A 15,298-nucleotide genomic window follows, 5' to 3' on the forward strand; every position below is an offset into this window, starting at 1 on the left:
GTGACCGGAAACCCTTTAAAAGCTGTAACGCAGGCCAAGCTGGCCCATGGCGGTGATGACCGTGTCGAGATCATCTCCCTTCGCGCCATCGACACCAAGGGCCGCCGATGCCGTCAGGCGGCGGGAAATGGTGCGGTAATAGCCGGTGAAGGCGCCCCCGTTCAGCACATCGGGGCGGCCGCCGCTGGCATTGAAATAGTTGATATAGACGCCGGTGCCGATGCTGTCCCGCTCGCTGAGCGCATAGTTGAGCGAGGCGTCGGCATACCAGTTCTCATCCTTCGTGCCGCGGATATAGATGGTGTCTCCCGACGGCGTGATGAACTTGCGCTGCGAATAGCCCGCGCCGATGCCCAAATCCCACGGGCCATGCCGCTTTGCATATTGCATCGCGACGCCGCGATAGCGGAAATTGGCTTCGGTGATCCCGCTCAAGGCATCGTTGAAGCACTGTCCACCGCCCGTCGGCGAGAAGGCGCAGCCCGTCAGATCGCCGGTGAAGGGGTTACGCATCACATTGAGATTGCTGCGCGACAGGCTTGCCACGTCGGATGTTATCATGCGGCCGAAGCTGTCGATTCCGTCAAAGACGATGACGGCGAAGGAACTGTCGCGCCCCTGCCATGTGAAGCTGCCCTGATAGGTCATGGAGCCGTAACGGCGGCCGACCCGCGCTTCCAGCGAGGTGCGATGGCTGGGCCGCCAAAGCACGCCCACATCCCACATGATCCCGTCGAAGTCGTAAAGCAGCGCGCGCGGCGAGCTTTTGTCGGTCACGAAGCGGCCGTTGGAAATGACCGGAACCCCGTTCGTGTCCAGCAGCGGCGAACGCTGGCGGATCTCGATATTTTCATAGCCGATGCCGCCCACGACCGCGACGGTCGGGGACACCGGCAGCATGGCGTCCAGCCTGCCCCATTTATCCTCGAACCGCTGGTCGAGCTGGCTGGCGTCTTCCCGGCTATAGCCGCCGCTCGCGACCAGACCGACCGGCAACACGACGCCCGGCCCGACGCCCACCGATCCAGTGAGCATGTGCGACCAGCTATCGTCGAACGATCCGCCACGTTGCGCGCCGGGGAAATCCCGGTTGAGATTATCCTCCACCCGCGCATAGCCCAGGCGATAGGCGGCGGTGACGTCGAAAATGCCCAGCTTGTCGGCATAGGTCGGGCCGACATAGCCCGCATAGACCTGGCTGGTGGCGCTGCTGCCGAAGGTCGAAGCGCCCGAATAGCCATCGGTCCGCGCACGTGTTCCCAGCGCGCCCGCGTCGATGGCAAGCCCGCGCGCGACATTGATCCGACCGCTGACGATGCCGCTGATGACATCCTGATCGGCAAAATCATCGCTCCAGCCAAAAAGGTGGCTATATTGCACATCGATGGCGGCTTCGACGCGGCGGCTCTGAAACTGCGCGGTGACGCCCGCCGTGACATTGGTGTAGGTCAGGACGTCGCCATCGCCCTTGAGCGGCGCGAGAACGACCTGATCGACCCCCAGATAGGGCGTCACATCAGTGCGCTGCCCGTTGCCGCCCGACTGGGCGAAAGCAGGCGTGGCGCAGGCAAGCGTAGCCGCCGCGCCCCATGCGATCCATCGCACACGCCCTGCAAGCCGCTGGGTGGTCATGAACTGCTGCCTTCCTTGGAATAATAGCCGCCGAAACGGCGCGCGCCCGAAGCGAAGCGGACGCCATTGAGCAGAAGCTGCACCTGCGTTCCGCCTTTCAGCATGGCGGCGGCTTCGCGCAGGGCGTTTTCGTTGGTCCTGTCCGCCCGGACGACGAGCAGAGAGATGGCGGCATGGCCCGCCAACACGGCCGCCGCCGAAGCCGCCAGCAAAGGCGGCGAATCGAACAGGATGATGCGTTCGGGCCGTCCTTCCGCCAGCCGCCGGAGCAGCATTTCGGTGCGGGCGGAGGAGAGATATTCCGTGTCATTGTTGCTCGGCTGACCGGCTGGAAGCACGGACAGCGCGGGAATGTCCGTCCGGATCACGCAATCCTCGATCGCGATGGCGGGATTGCTGATCGCATCCATCAGGCCGGGGCCTGCGGTCAGGCCCAACGCGTCAGGAATGCCGGGCTTGCCGAAATCGGCGTCCACCAGCAGGATTTCGCGGTCCTTTTCCGCCGCCAGGCTGATCGCGAGGTTGATGGCGCAGAAGCTCTTCCCCTCCCCGCTATGGGGCGAGCAGAGGAGGATGCGGTTGCCCCGCGCATTGTCCTGAAGCTGGGTCAGCAGGTCACGCTTGAGCAGGCGAAACTCCTCGCTCATCGTCGTGACAGGGCCGCCGGGAAGCAAATAGCCTTCTTCGGCCAGCTTCTCGCGGTCCACATGCTGGACCGGGCCGGTCCATGCGGGCGCGCGGAACTGCGGTTCCTCGAAAGCGGGGACAGCCAGTTCCGGCGCGATTTCGGCAGCCGGGAGCGGCGCTTCGACGGGCGCTTCCACGGCAGGCGCGGCGCGTCCTTTCAGCGCGGCGTCGAAATCATAGATTTTCGTCGCGCGCTCGAACAGCGAACCGCTGGCCGACAGGGAGCTATGCTTGTTCATGAATGAAGCCTCCTTACGCCATGCCGCGCTGAATGAATTCGATGGCGATCAGCAGCAGGCAGACCGCCGCCAGACCGCCGCTTGCGCCAGCGAACCATTTCAGCCTCTGCCGTTCGATCACGGCCTGCCCGGCGCTGAACGTCTGGCTGATGGATCCGATGACGGGGATGCCGGCGGCGCGCTCCAGACGGGCGGCGGTCGGGAAAGTGCCCTTGAGCTGGCCGATGGCGAACGCGACGCCCACGCCCGCGCCAATCCCCAGCACCAGCACGCCGATCAGCAGGACCGGGCGATTGGGCGCGACGGGCGCGCTGGGCGCGCTGGGCGGCGCGAGCACGCGGAACTGCACGGCGCCGGTTTCGGTCTTCACCTCGCCGCGCAGGCGGATTTCCTCACGGTCGGAGAGCAGCTTGTCATATTGCGCCTTGAGCACGTCATAGTCGCGGGCGAGCTTTTCCTGCTCGGCGGCGATGCCTGGTTCGTTCGTCTGGCGCGAGGTCATGACGTTGAGGTCGGCCTGCAACTGCGCCTTGCGGGCGCCCAGCGCCTGCACGGTCGCGGCGCGTTCGGTCTGCATGGACTTGACCGACAGATAAGCGGGATTGGGCGTGCCGCCGGCGCCAGCCGCGCCGCCGCCCTGCTTGCGGAGCGCATCGACCTGCCTCTGCATGGCGATGACGTCGGGATGGTCGGCAGTCCAGCCGCGCGAACGCATGGAGGCCAGGTCCGCCTGCGCCTGCGCCAGAGCGGACGGTCCGCCCGAAGCGCCAACACCCGGCAGCGTCTGCGGCGTGCCCGCGAGTTGGCCGTTCATCGCCGTCAGCGCGCTTTGCGCCTGCACGAGCTGCGAATCGATATTGCTGATTTCCTGCCGGGCCGCGTCCATGCGCTGACCGATGGTGCCCGCGCCGGGAAGCAGGCCAATGAAGCGCTGTTCGAATTCGGCGCGGCGCTGTTCGGCGGCGGCAAGCTGCTTGCCGCGCTGCGCGATCTGCTGGTCGAGGAAGGCGAGGCTCTGTTTCGTTTCCGTCCGGTCGCTGGTCAGGTTCGCTTCCTGGAAGATGTCGATCATCTTCTGCACGACCTGCTGCGCGATGCGGGCATTGGCGCCGTCCGACAGGCTGCTGTCGGCGGACACGGTGCTGATGTCGATCATGCTGGGATCGGCCTGCGCCATGATGGAGATGTTCTCGCGCAGGGCGCTGATCTTCGCGGCCATGTCGCGGGGGCCGGAAATGCCTTGCGACAGATCGGTGCCGCGCACGACCTTTTCCAGATTTTCCGCGCTGGCCAGCGTCTGGCGAAGGCGATCCAGGTCCTGCTGGGACTGGACCTGCGTGATGCCGACCTTGTCCTCCAGCAGCGACTGCGTGTTCACATAGACACGAGCCTTCGATTCATAGCTGTTGGGGATGAGCGCCACGGCCAGCCAGCCCAGCATGCACACGCCCCACGCCACCGCCAGCGCCATCCAGCGCCGGTTCCAGATGCCGTGGAGGATGACCAGAAGCTCGTCGTAAAGTCCTGCCATATCAGAACATGCTTTCCGGGATGATGATGACGTCGCCGGGCGCCAGCATGACATTCGCCTTGCTGTCGCCGCGCTTCAGCAGGTCGCCGATGCGAACCTGATATTCGGTCTGCTTGGCGCTTTCCTTGTCGAAGCGGACCAGACGCGCCTTGTTGCCTGCCGCATATTCGGAAAGGCCGCCCACCGCGATCATCGCATCGAGCAGCGTCATGTTCGCGCGATAGGGGATGGAGGCGGGCTTTTCCGTCGCGCCGACGATCCGCACCTGCTGGCTGAACGTGCCGGAAAAATTATTGACGATCACCGAAACCAGCGGATTTTCGATATATTTGGACAGCGCCTGCTTGATGTCTTCAGACAGCATCTTGGGCGTCTTACCGACGGCGGGCAGGTCGGTGATGAGCGGCGTGGTGATGCGTCCATCGGGGCGCACCTGAACCTTCGCGCCCAGTTCGGGATTGCGCCACACGAAGATGGTGAGTTCGTCGAGCGGGCCGATGACATATTCCTCGCCCGGCTTTTCTTCCGTGGCGACGAAGGATGCGGGCGGCAGTTGCGGGCCGTTGGCGCTCGATGCACAGCCCGACAGCACCATGGCGGAAAGGGATGCACCGATAACGAGCCTGGAAATCCGCTGAAAACCCATAATCTCACCTCTTTATGCGTCACGCGCTGGCGACCGCCAAAGAGGTGAGGCAGGCCGGATCAGCACATGGCTTCAGCCTCTCTCATGCCCGCAAAGGGTAAAGATACCGTTAGGATTTAAATCATCCCGGATTCAGCCGATCAGAAGCTGGCGCGCGGGGGGATGGCCCAGAAATGTCGCAGGACTGGCCGACGCGCCATAGGCTCCGGCGAGGAAAATCGCGATCAGATCGCCCTCGTTAACCGGTGGCAGCGCGACTTTATCACCCAGACGATCGATAGGGGTGCATAAACATCCAACGATAGTCACCTGCTCATTCTTTGGTTCTATGTCGAATCGATTCGCGACAGCGATCGGATAGTTGCGCCGGACCACCGTGCCGAAATTACCGCTGGCGGCGAGCTGGTGATGCAACCCGCCATCCACGACGACGAAGGTTTCGCCCATGCTTTGCTTCACGTCGATCACGCGGGTCAGGTAGACGCCCGCCTCCCCCACCAGCCAGCGGCCGAGTTCCATGGCGAAGCTGCTGTCGCGCAGCATGTCTGCGCGCCCTTCCAGCGCGCTTTCCAGCGCCGCGCCGATGGGGCGGATATCCAACCGTTGATCGCCGGGGAAATAGGCAAGGCCGAAGCCGCCGCCCAGATTGACCAGCGGCGGGGTCGCGCCGACTTCCTCCGACAGGCGCGCCGCAAGGCCGAGGGTCGCGACCTGCATGTCGGTGATCGCCTGCGGGTCGAGCGCCTGACTGCCCGCAAAGATATGCCAGCCGCGCCATTCCGCGCCCGCCTCCATCACCGAGCGGGCCAGCGCAGCGGCGCGATCCGCGTCCACGCCGAAGGGCTTGGATCCGCCCCCCATCCTCATTCCCGACCCCTTGAGATCGAAGTCCGGGTTTACCCGGATGGCGAGCTTTGGCGTGATCCCCAGACGGTCGCCAATCGCCAGTGCGCGGCGTGCTTCCCCCTCCGACTCCAGATTGATGGTCGCGCTGGACTGGATCGCGGCGGTCAGTTCGTCGTCGCGCTTGCCCGGCCCGGCGAAGCTGATGTGCGCGGGGTCCATGCCCGCCTCCAGCGCCAGCGCCAGTTCCCCGCCCGAGGCCACGTCAAAGCCATCCACCAGCCCCGTCATGCGTGCCAGCAATGGCGCATAGGGGTTGGCCTTCATCGCATAGTGGATCGCCAGCACATCGGGCATGGCATCGCGCAAGGCGCGGACCTGCGCTTCCACGATACCTATGTCATAGACGAACAGAGGCGTGTCGCCCGCTTCATCGACAAGGCTGGCCGCGCCACAGCCGCCGATCAGCAACATGCCGTCCTCGGCGGAGAAATGCGGCGGAATGGGGCCCATCGGTTTCATGCCGCATAGTCCTTTGCGAGGGTCACGCGGTCGATCTTCCCATTGGGATTGCGCGGAAATTCGGCCAGCACGACAATCTCCCTGGGCTGCATGAAATTGGGGAGTTCGGCCTTGAGCCGCGCTTCCACTTGCGCCTTTACACCCTCATCGCCCGCGCGCAACAGCAGCAGCACCGCCTGCCCCAGCCGGTCGTCCTTCACACCCAGCGCAACAGCCTCCGCCACCCCTTCGACCGTGACGGCGGCTTCCTCGATCTCGGTCGGGCTGATCCGGTTTCCGGCGGACTTTATCATCGCATCGTCCCGTCCGACAAAAAAGAGCAGCCCTTCCCCGTCCCGCCGCACCGTGTCGCCCGACCAGACCGCCGTGCCGCCATAGCGGGACGCAGGCGGCGCGGGCCTGAAACGCTCCGCCGTGCGCTGGGCGTCGCGCCAATAGCCCTGCGCGACGAGCGGACCGCAATGGACCAGTTCGCCCGGCTCCTCGTCATCGGTCAGGCTGCCGTCGGGGCGCACGACCAATATCTCCGCGAAGGGGATGGCCGAACCCATGCTGTCGGGATGGCTCTCCACCAGCGCGGGCGGGAGATAGGTGGAGCGGAAGGCTTCGGTGAGACCATACATGGGATAAAGATCCGCCTGCGGGAACAGCGCCCGCAGCTTCGCCACCAGCGGACGGGTCAGCGCGCCGCCGCTGTTAGTGAGGCGCTTCAGCTTCGCCGCGGTTTCGGGGGGCCAATCCAGTTCCGTAAGTTGCACCCAGAGCGGCGGCACGCCTGCCAAGGTCGTGATGTCGCGCCGGTCCACCGACTTCATGACGTCACGCGGCGTCAGATAATCAAGCGGATAGACGCATCCGCCCGCATACCATGTCGAAAAAAGCTGGTTCTGCCCATAATCGAAGCTGAACGGCAGGACGCACAGCGTGCGATCCTGCGGCGACAGGCGCAGATAATCAGCCACAGCCACCGCGCCGAGCCACAGATTGGCATGGCTGAGCATCACGCCCTTGGGCCGCCCGGTCGAACCGCTGGTATAGAGGATGGCGGCCAGATCGTCGGGCGCGGCATCGGAAGGGCCGATCCCCTCTCCCCCACTCATCCCGGCAGCGGCGTCATCCTCACGGTGGAGATGACAGCCGGACGGCACATCGCCCTCGCCCAGCGTATCCAGCCGGGCCGCCGTGCCGATCAAAAGCGCCGCGCCGCTGTCCGCCAATATGTGCGCGACCTGCGTGTGTTTGAGCAGCGGATTGATCGGCACATGGACCAACCCGGCACGCGGCGCGGCGAGCGGCATCAGCGCGGCCACCGGCCCCTTGGCGATCCAGCTTGCCACGCGCGCGCCACGCTCCAGCCCGAATCCGGCGAGCCAGCCCGCCAGACGCGCCAAAGTTTGCTCCAGTTCGGAGAAATTATAGCTGCCTGAACGGCCGTCCAGCGCCGGATGCATGGGCTCACCGCGCAGCAGCACATGGTCGATAGGCTGCAATTTCCCATCGCCATAGCGGAGGCCATAGAGGGGATCGCTTAACTTCATCTCCAGACTTTTCCTTTAGGCGCGTGGGGCGTGCCGGGGAGATAGTGGTTTGGCGGTCACAAGGGAATATCGCAGCTTCGCGGAAGTCCGTCCGGCGCTGGCCGGGCGGCTGGATCGCGCCGCGACGCCCTGCCTGTTCGACCGGATCGACTGGTTCGAATCGCTCCAGAACCACTGTTTTGCCGGTCAGCCCACTTATATTCTTCAGGTGATGCAGGCGGATGCGGAGCTTTGGCTGTTCCTGCTGCCATCCGATGCGCGCCGTCTTTCGGCTCTCGCTAACTGGTATAGTTTCGTTTGGCGACCGATCTTCCTTGGCTCGCCCGCTCCCCCATTGCAGACGGAATTGCTGGAGGCAGCCGCTCGCCATCTGTTGAGCCGTCACGCCCAGATCGATTTCTATCCGATGCAGGATGAAGCCGACCGGATGCTGTCCGCCTTTCGCCGCGCCGGATGGTTCGCGGTGCGCCGCCCCATGGGCGGGCGGCATTTGCTGAACGTCAAAGGGCGCGATTTCGCCAGCTATTGGGCGCAGCGCCCCGGACGCCTTCGCAGCCAGGTCAGGCGCAAGGGGCGCGGTCATCCCTTTGTCATGGAGATAACCGGTCGCCTGAACGATGCCTTGTGGACCGATTACCAGCATGTCCATGCCCGGAGCTGGAAGGACGCGGAACCGGGCCTCTCCTTCCTGCGCGAACTGGCCGAGCGGGAAAGCGCGGCGGGCACGTTGCGGATGGGCTTTGCACGACGGGATGATATGCCGGTCGCCACGCAGATCTGGACCGTGGAAAACGACATCGCGCTGATCCACAAGCTATCGCACGATCAGGCTTTCGATCAGGCTTCGCCCGGCACGTTGCTAAGCCATGCCATGTTCGCCCACGCGATCGACACGGATCGTGTGTCGGTCATCGATTATGGCACGGGCGACAATCCCTATAAGAAGGATTGGATGGAAGACCGGGCGACGCTACATCGCATCGATTGTTTCAATCCGCGTCACGCCTCCACATGGCTGCCGGCCGCACGGACAGCCATTTCCGCGCTTGTGGGATAGACCGGGAACGATTAGAGGGCGCCCATCATGCGGGCAGAAGATTCTCAGCCGGTCGACCGGATGGACGATGTGGATGGCCTGACGCGAGCGCTGCTGCGCGACGTGCTGGGCCTGTCGCAGGAACGGGTCGACGCTTTCGAAGTCGATACGCCGCTGTTCGGCGCGCTGCCGGAACTGGATTCCATGGCTGTCGCGGGCCTGCTCACCGAAATGGAAGACCGCTTCCACATCCTGATCGACGATGAGGATATTGACGGCGATACGTTCGAGACATTCGGAACGCTGGTCGCCTTCGCGCGGATGAAGATCGGCGGTTAAGGCCAGTTTTCAGCCATGAGGGGCCATAACCCTCACCGTCATGCAGAACTTGCTTCAGTATCCATCGCGCCTCGCAACCTCCACTCAATCCAGCGAAACGGACCCTGAGCCGAAGGCCAGCGAAGCTAAATTCAGCATGGCGGAGGGGGTTATGGCCGCATCATAACCCCACCGCCACCGAACAAAGGCGACTCTACTCCGCCGCGAGCGCCTCGAAATCGGCTTCGGCAAGGAATTTCTCCACGTCCAGCGCGGCCATGCAGCCCATGCCCGCCGCCGTCACGGCCTGCCGATAGATTTTGTCGGTAACGTCGCCCGCCGCGAACACGCCGGGGATGGCGGTCCGGGTCGTGCCCTTTTCCACCAGCAGATAGCCATCGTCCATCGGCAGCTTGCCCGCGAACAATTCGGTCGCGGGCTGGTGCCCGATGGCCACGAAGGCACCGTCCGCCTCGATATGGCTGGCCTTGCCCGTCACCGTGTCGATCAGGTCGACGCCGACCAGACCTTCAGGATCGCCGCCGCCCACAAAGCGTTCGACCTTCTGGTTCCAGACGACCTTGATGTTCGGATGCGCGAACAGGCGTTCCTGCAGGATCTTTTCCGCGCGGAATGAATCGCGGCGATGGATCAGCGTCACGTCATGGCTGTGATTGGTGAGGTAGAGCGCCTCCTCGACCGCCGTATTGCCGCCGCCGATCACAACCACTTTCTTGCCGCGATAGAAAAAGCCATCGCAGGTGGCGCAGGCCGACACGCCCTTGCCCTGAAGCAACTGCTCGCCCTCTGCGCCCAGCCATTTGGCCTGCGCGCCGGTGCAGATCACCAGGCTGTCGGCGACATAGACGGTGCCGCTATCCCCGGTCAGGCGGAAAGGGCGCTGCGAAAGGTCGACATCGACAATCATGTCATAGACCATCTGCGCGCCGACATGTTCGGCCTGCGCCTGCATCTGCTCCATCAGCCAAGGCCCCTGGATCACGTCCTTGAAGCCGGGATAATTCTCTACATCCGTCGTGATGGTAAGCTGCCCGCCCGGCTGCATTCCCTGCACCACGATCGGCGCCAGACCCGCGCGCGCGCCGTAAATGGCGGCGGACAGGCCAGCAGGGCCGGAACCGAGGATGAGCATGCGGGTCGAATGGGTAGCGGTCATGATGGTCTTTCAGCTGCGATTCGTTGTGGGCAAGGAGATAAGGCCCGCCTGCCTTCGCGCAAGCATCAGTTGGCCATGGATTTCCCTCTGCCCCTGATAGGCCAGCGATCAGCCGGCGTTCAGTCCAGCACATTGGGCAGGGCCTGAAACCCCTTCCGCAACGCGGCGGACCAGCCCTTCGAAATTTTCCAAAATTGCCTGTCATCCGCCTCGATACGGGTGCGGACGCGGAAATCGAATGCATCCCGCTCGATCACGGCGAGGTCGAGCGGCATCCCCACGGAAAGGTTGGAACGCAGCGTCGAATCCATCGACACCAGCACCGCCTTCGCAGCGTCCTCCAGACTGGTTTTGCGCTGAATGATGCGATCCAGGATCGGCTTGCCATATTTATGTTCGCCGATCTGGAAGAAGGGCGTGTCCTCGGTCGCCTCGATGAAGTTGCCGGCGGAATAGACCAGATAAAGACGCGGCTTCCCGCCCTTGCGCTGTCCAGCGATCAGGATGGAAGCGTCAGCGGCCGATCCCTGCATTTCGATCGTGTTGCGATATTGCCCCTGCATCGAACACATGGCGTCGCCCACAATCTCCGCCACGCGGTGCATGGTCGGACAGTTGAGGATGGTTTCGACATCGGGATCAAGCGCAGAATCCTTGATCGCGCGGCCCAGCATCGTCTTGACGCCCTGCGTGATGGACAGGTTGCCGGAACACATGAGGGCGATGGCGCGCTCGCCGGGGTTCACATAGGTGAAGGTTTTCCGAAAACGAGCGATATTGTCCATGCCCGCATTGGTGCGGGTGTCGGACAGCATGACCAGTCCCTGGTCGACGCGCACCGCCACACAATATGTCATGCCCCTGCGGCTCCCCGAATGCCTGCCTATCTCTTCAGGATGGACGAGCGCGCGCTTTGCTGCTGCTGTTGCTGCAACTGCCGCGCCTCCAGCCCTTCCTCGGCCTGCGCGATCCGGACGTCCGCGTCAATCCACATATCGCCCGTCAGCGTGACCGAACCCCGGATCGGCGCGGCGGCATCCGCATCCAGCCCCGACGCCACGCGCAGATAGCTTTCCGTGACGCAGACCTGGTTGGACGGATCAAACCCCACCCAGCCAAGATCGGGCACCAACGCTTCGGCCCAGCCATGGGTTTCGTGCAGGGCATGGTCTTCTTCCGCCAGCAGATAGCCCGAAACATAGCGCGCCGGCATCCCCAGCGCCCGCGCGCCGGCGATGAATATCTGGGCATGATCCTGACAGACGCCCGCGCCCAGGGCAAAGGCTTCGGCGGCGGCGGTGTCCGCCGCCGTCACGCCGGAACGATAACTGACCGCTTCCCTGATTGCCGCGGACAGGGCATGGAGCTGATCCAGCGGCGCCCCCTGCTGCGCCACGGAAAGGGCCAGATCGCGAATCCCGTCGGATGCACGCGTCAGCGGCGTATCGCGCAGGAAATAACGCGGATCGACCTGCCCTGACGGCCAACCAAGGACGCCATGGGTTTCCGTCGTCTCCGCCAGTCCCTCCGCCACGACGGTGACATGGTCGATCTGACCATGGCAAATCCACACCCCCTCCTTCTCTCCATTGCCGTTGAGGTGAAAGCCGGTGACCGGTTCGTCATTGATGCTGACACGCCACTCCCGCACCTTTTGCTGCGGCGTGTCGACGGGCATCAGCTTCAGCCGCATGGCGACGCGGCCCGCCAACTGGGCATAGCGATAGACAGTCTGGTGCCGGATGAGCAGTTTCATGACGGAACGCTCTACCTTTGCTAAATGAAATAATAGGTCTGGGCGATTTCATGGCCCAGCTTGTTGGTCATCTTCAGCCCCATCTGCACGGTTTCGTGCAAGCCGCGGCGGAAAATCTCTCCGCTATCCAGCCCTTCCATGACGCCGACCATTTCCTGCACGGTATCGTGGCATGGCCCCCGCGAATCATGCCATCCCGCCAGCCGGTTGAGCCGGTAGGCAAGCTGATCGGCGCAAAAGGCGACGCTGCGCGGGAACAGCCGGTTGAGCATCAGGAAGTCAGTGATCTGCCAGGGCGTATAGGTGCCGCCATAGACATGATGATAGGCCCGCACCCCGGACAGGGCATAAAGCACCGATGTCCATTGATAATGATCGCGGTTGCCGCCGATGACCTCTGTTTCGGGGAGCAGGACATAATATTTGACGTCCAGCAGCCGCAACGTCATCTGCGCCCGCTCCAGCGCGGCCCCGGCCCGCAGGAAATCATGGCCCTCGTTGCGAAGCTGTCCCGCATCGGCCGCGCCCCGGAAAGTCATCACCCGCGTCTTGACCCAGTCGATCAGCGCGGGAAGCTGCTGCCGCGCCTCGGCTAGGTCATAGCTGTCGAGCTTGCGCCAGCCCTCGTTCAATGATTCCCACATGTCCTGCGTCAGCATCGTGCGCGCCGACTTCGCATTGGCGCGCGCTTTGAGCAGGCAGGATCTGATCGAGGATGGATTGTCCGGGTCCAGCATCAGATAGGATACGACATCGCTTTCGGTGACGGGCGTTCCTGCGGGGAACTGCCCCTCGCATCCCGCCGCACGCACGACCGATCGCCATTCGTCGCGGTGATGCGCGCCCGGCAGGATCGTCATGCGCTGCCCCATGGTCAGCAGGCGCGCGGTGGCTTCGGCCCGCTCCATATAGCGGGCCATCCAGAAAAGGTTTTCAGCGGTCCGGCTCAGCATCGCATCAATCCTGTAGCACCCATGTATCCTTGACCCCGCCGCCCTGGCTGGAGTTCACGACCAGCGACCCTTCGGTCAACGCCACGCGGGTCAACCCGCCGGGCACCAGCCGGATCTGCTTGCCAACGAGGCAATAGGGACGGAAATCGGCATGGCGGCCCACCACGCTGGCGGGGCCGAGCGTCGGAACGGTGGACAGGTCCAGCGTCGGCTGGGCGATGAATTCGCCGGGATTGGCCCTGATCCGGTCGGCATAGGCTTCGACCTCGGCCGTCGACGCCTTTGGCCCGATCAACATGCCATACCCGCCCGACCCATGGACTTCCTTCGCCACCAGTTCGTGCAGATGCTCCAGCACATAGGCGCATTCGTCCGGCCTGGAGCATTGCCATGTCTGGATATTGTCGAGGATCGGCTGCTCGCCCAGGTAGAAGCGGATCATTTCCGGCACGTAAATATAGACCGCCTTGTCGTCCGCGATCCCCGCGCCCGGCGCGGAGGCCAGCGTCACGCCGCCGCTGCGATAGACATGAAAGATGCCGGGAATACCGAGCTGGCTGTCGGGCCGGAAGGTCAATGGGTCGAGATATTCGTCGTCGATCCGGCGATAGATCACGTCGACCGCCTTTGGCCCCAGCGTCGTCTTCATCCAGACCCGGCCATCGTCCACGAACAGGTCCGCCGGTTCCACCAGTTCCACGCCCATCAGGTCGGCGAGGAAACTATGCTCATAATAAGCGCTGTTGAGCGCGCCGGGCGTCAGCACCACCACGACCGGATCGCCCTTGCAGGCGGGCGGGGCGACCTCCTTGAGGCTTTTGAGAAGTTCGGCGGGATAATCATCCACCGGCGCGACAAGTCCTTCGCCAAACAGCTCCGGGAACATGCGCGTCATGATCTCCCGGTTCTCCAGCATGTAGGATACGCCCGAAGGCGTGCGGCAATTATCCTCCAACACCTCGAAACGCGCCGACCCCGTCCGCACGATGTCGATGCCCACGATATGGCTGTAAACCCTGCCCGGCGGCGTAAAACCCACCATTTCGGCCAGATAGGCGCTGTTCCGATAAATGATGTCGGCCGGGATGATCCCCGCCTTGATGATCTCTCCGCGATGATAGACGTCGAGCAGGAAGGCATTCAATGCCCGCGCCCGCTGCTTGATGCCCCGGTCCAACACCCGCCATTCCTGCGCGGTGAAGATGCGGGGGAGCAGATCGAAGGGGATCAACCTTTCCGGATCGCCGCCTTCGCCATAGACGGCGAAAGTAATGCCGATGCGGCGAAAAATCGCTTCGGCTTCCTCCATGCGACGATTGAGCCCGGCTATACCGGTCCGCTCCACCCATTTCTGCACTTCGTCGTAACAGGCGCGAACGGAACCATCAGGCTCAAACATTTCATGGAAGGGCAAAGCGTCGATCCTCCCTCGGCCAAAGGCCAATTGTGCATTGCAGCATTAGTGCAATGCTGGCGAGGGATTGCAAGACAAAAATGTGTCAGGCATCCCATTGGCATTGTTCGCCCGCCCGGCTGAAAGGATTATCATGCCTTCTCGCAATCGCGCTATCGGCGGCGTATTACTGGCCGCTTTCGCCCTGACGTCCTGCGCCGCCACGGTGCGCGAACAGATCTACAAGGCGGACAACACCCCCATCAGCGTCGAAAGCTGGACGAAAAAGCCGTCGCAGCCCCTGACCGTGCAAAGCGAAGGCGGACTGGCATTGACCGGCTATTACTGGCCCGGCGCGGCCGACGATCATGATGTGCTGATCTTCTTTCATGGACGCGGATCGAACCAGGGCGTGGGCGCACGCTATGCGGAACATCTGACCGGCCATGGCGACCATGTGATCGTCGCCTCCTATCGCGGGTTCGGGGGTAATCCGGGCAAGCCGACGCAGGCGGGCCTTGTGGCGGACGGTCGCGCTTTTGTTGCCAAGGCAAAAGCGCTTGTGGGGCCCAAGGCCCGCATCTTTCTGGTCGGGCACTCTCTGGGCGGCGCAGTCGCGCTGCATGTCGCCGCGACGGTTCGGGTGGCCGGCGTGGTCACGCTTTCCACCTTCGATAAGCTGGAGGAATCGGCGCCGGGCGGCGTCAGCGCGCTGCTGCCCGACAAATGGAACAATCTGGATGCAGTGACGAAGATCGGCGCGCCCTTCATCATGTTCCAGGGGAGCGCCGATGACCGGGTCGATCTGGGCCAGGCTGCGGCGCTCTTTGCCACCGCCCGGACTCCGGCCGTTGAAATCATGATGCCGGGCGCGGGCCACGCACCGGACATGAGCCGCATCGGTCCGCTCGTGACGCAGGCGGTGCAGGCGATCGATACAGGCAAGCTGACCGTTTATCCCACTTCGCCACCATCGGGATGGACGGTCCGCCGGAAATGAAGCGATAATTTCACGGCCTCTTTCAAA

At 63.6% G+C, this 15,298-nt stretch carries 14 protein-coding genes; 3 read left to right on the forward strand and 11 right to left on the reverse strand.

Features of this window, described 5'->3' with window-relative positions; all coding sequences use genetic code 11:
* Nucleotides 1-15: 15 nt before the first annotated feature.
* The 6 genes from ATN00_RS15955 to ATN00_RS15980 all read right to left on the reverse strand — a co-directional run bounded on the left by ATN00_RS15955 (nucleotide 16) and on the right by ATN00_RS15980 (nucleotide 7,638).
* Nucleotides 16-1,632, reverse strand: coding sequence for a hypothetical protein (locus ATN00_RS15955; RefSeq protein ID WP_062066241.1), 1,617 nt, complete (start codon nucleotides 1,630-1,632; stop codon nucleotides 16-18).
* Nucleotides 1,629-2,558 (reverse strand): P-loop NTPase family protein, encoded by a 930-nt coding sequence (locus tag ATN00_RS15960; protein WP_062066245.1) that lies wholly within the window; start codon nucleotides 2,556-2,558, stop codon nucleotides 1,629-1,631. The genes ATN00_RS15955 and ATN00_RS15960 overlap by 4 nt, the downstream gene beginning before the upstream one ends.
* A gap of 13 nt (nucleotides 2,559-2,571) precedes the next feature.
* Nucleotides 2,572-4,089, reverse strand: coding sequence for an XrtA system polysaccharide chain length determinant (locus ATN00_RS15965; protein WP_062066248.1), 1,518 nt, complete (start codon nucleotides 4,087-4,089; stop codon nucleotides 2,572-2,574).
* A 1-nt stretch (nucleotide 4,090) separates the two neighbouring features.
* Entirely contained in the window at nucleotides 4,091-4,735 is a 645-nt protein-coding gene (locus tag ATN00_RS15970) for an XrtA/PEP-CTERM system exopolysaccharide export protein (protein ID WP_062066251.1), read from the reverse strand.
* A 132-nt stretch (nucleotides 4,736-4,867) separates the two neighbouring features.
* Complete coding sequence (locus ATN00_RS15975) at nucleotides 4,868-6,100, reverse strand: pyridoxal-dependent decarboxylase, exosortase A system-associated (protein WP_062066254.1); 1,233 nt, start codon at nucleotides 6,098-6,100, stop codon at nucleotides 4,868-4,870.
* Complete coding sequence (locus ATN00_RS15980; RefSeq protein ID WP_062066257.1) at nucleotides 6,097-7,638, reverse strand: acyl-CoA ligase (AMP-forming), exosortase A system-associated; 1,542 nt, start codon at nucleotides 7,636-7,638, stop codon at nucleotides 6,097-6,099. Before ATN00_RS15980 ends, ATN00_RS15975 begins: the two co-directional genes overlap by 4 nt.
* Nucleotides 7,639-7,687: 49 nt before the next feature.
* On the opposite strand from ATN00_RS15980, the gene ATN00_RS15985 reads away from it, so the two are divergent.
* Together ATN00_RS15985 and ATN00_RS15990 are read left to right on the forward strand one after the other, a co-directional pair.
* On the forward strand, nucleotides 7,688-8,695 hold the full coding sequence (locus tag ATN00_RS15985) for a GNAT family N-acetyltransferase (RefSeq protein WP_062066260.1): 1,008 nt from the start codon (nucleotides 7,688-7,690) through the stop codon (nucleotides 8,693-8,695).
* 27 nt (nucleotides 8,696-8,722) lie between these two features.
* Nucleotides 8,723-9,013 (forward strand): acyl carrier protein, encoded by a 291-nt coding sequence (locus tag ATN00_RS15990; protein WP_062066264.1) that lies wholly within the window; start codon nucleotides 8,723-8,725, stop codon nucleotides 9,011-9,013.
* Nucleotides 9,014-9,206: 193 nt separating this feature from the next.
* Here the strand turns inward: ATN00_RS15990 and trxB are convergent, their stop codons facing one another.
* From trxB to ATN00_RS16015, 5 genes are all read right to left on the reverse strand, one after another.
* Entirely contained in the window at nucleotides 9,207-10,169 is a 963-nt protein-coding gene (gene trxB / locus ATN00_RS15995) for a thioredoxin-disulfide reductase (RefSeq protein ID WP_062066267.1), read from the reverse strand.
* 119 nt (nucleotides 10,170-10,288) lie between these two features.
* Entirely contained in the window at nucleotides 10,289-11,026 is a 738-nt protein-coding gene (locus tag ATN00_RS16000) for a proteasome-type protease (protein ID WP_062066269.1), read from the reverse strand.
* A gap of 26 nt (nucleotides 11,027-11,052) precedes the next feature.
* On the reverse strand, nucleotides 11,053-11,925 hold the full coding sequence (locus tag ATN00_RS16005) for a transglutaminase family protein (protein ID WP_062066272.1): 873 nt from the start codon (nucleotides 11,923-11,925) through the stop codon (nucleotides 11,053-11,055).
* Nucleotides 11,926-11,945: 20 nt separating this feature from the next.
* A complete protein-coding gene (locus tag ATN00_RS16010) occupies nucleotides 11,946-12,878 on the reverse strand; it encodes an alpha-E domain-containing protein (protein WP_062066275.1) in 933 nt (310 codons plus the stop codon).
* 4 nt (nucleotides 12,879-12,882) lie between these two features.
* Nucleotides 12,883-14,292, reverse strand: a complete 1,410-nt coding sequence (locus tag ATN00_RS16015) for a circularly permuted type 2 ATP-grasp protein (RefSeq protein ID WP_062066278.1) — start codon at nucleotides 14,290-14,292, stop codon at nucleotides 12,883-12,885.
* 133 nt (nucleotides 14,293-14,425) lie between these two features.
* Here ATN00_RS16015 and ATN00_RS16020 point away from each other — a divergent pair, with 133 nt between their 5' ends.
* Nucleotides 14,426-15,271 (forward strand): alpha/beta hydrolase, encoded by an 846-nt coding sequence (locus tag ATN00_RS16020; RefSeq protein WP_062066282.1) that lies wholly within the window; start codon nucleotides 14,426-14,428, stop codon nucleotides 15,269-15,271.
* The last annotated feature ends 27 nt before the right edge of the window (nucleotides 15,272-15,298 follow it).

This window comes from Sphingobium baderi (assembly GCF_001456115.1).
Taxonomy (GTDB): Bacteria; Pseudomonadota; Alphaproteobacteria; order Sphingomonadales; family Sphingomonadaceae; genus Sphingobium; species Sphingobium baderi_A.

Excerpts from the sequence above, each read along its gene's own strand:
- ATN00_RS15955 (WP_062066241.1), bottom strand. The coding sequence starts at position 1,632 with ATGACCACCCAGCGGCTTGCAGGGCGTGTGCGATGGATCGCATGGGGC.
- ATN00_RS15960 (WP_062066245.1), bottom strand. The coding sequence starts at position 2,558 with ATGAACAAGCATAGCTCCCTGTCGGCCAGCGGTTCGCTGTTCGAGCGC.
- ATN00_RS15965 (WP_062066248.1), bottom strand. The coding sequence starts at position 4,089 with ATGGCAGGACTTTACGACGAGCTTCTGGTCATCCTCCACGGCATCTGG.
- ATN00_RS15970 (WP_062066251.1), bottom strand. The coding sequence starts at position 4,735 with ATGGGTTTTCAGCGGATTTCCAGGCTCGTTATCGGTGCATCCCTTTCC.
- ATN00_RS15975 (WP_062066254.1), bottom strand. The coding sequence starts at position 6,100 with ATGAAACCGATGGGCCCCATTCCGCCGCATTTCTCCGCCGAGGACGGC.
- ATN00_RS15980 (WP_062066257.1), bottom strand. The coding sequence starts at position 7,638 with ATGAAGTTAAGCGATCCCCTCTATGGCCTCCGCTATGGCGATGGGAAA.
- ATN00_RS15990 (WP_062066264.1), top strand. The coding sequence starts at position 8,723 with ATGCGGGCAGAAGATTCTCAGCCGGTCGACCGGATGGACGATGTGGAT.
- trxB (WP_062066267.1), bottom strand. The coding sequence starts at position 10,169 with ATGACCGCTACCCATTCGACCCGCATGCTCATCCTCGGTTCCGGCCCT.
- ATN00_RS16000 (WP_062066269.1), bottom strand. The coding sequence starts at position 11,026 with ATGACATATTGTGTGGCGGTGCGCGTCGACCAGGGACTGGTCATGCTG.
- ATN00_RS16005 (WP_062066272.1), bottom strand. The coding sequence starts at position 11,925 with ATGAAACTGCTCATCCGGCACCAGACTGTCTATCGCTATGCCCAGTTG.
- ATN00_RS16010 (WP_062066275.1), bottom strand. The coding sequence starts at position 12,878 with ATGCTGAGCCGGACCGCTGAAAACCTTTTCTGGATGGCCCGCTATATG.
- ATN00_RS16020 (WP_062066282.1), top strand. The coding sequence starts at position 14,426 with ATGCCTTCTCGCAATCGCGCTATCGGCGGCGTATTACTGGCCGCTTTC.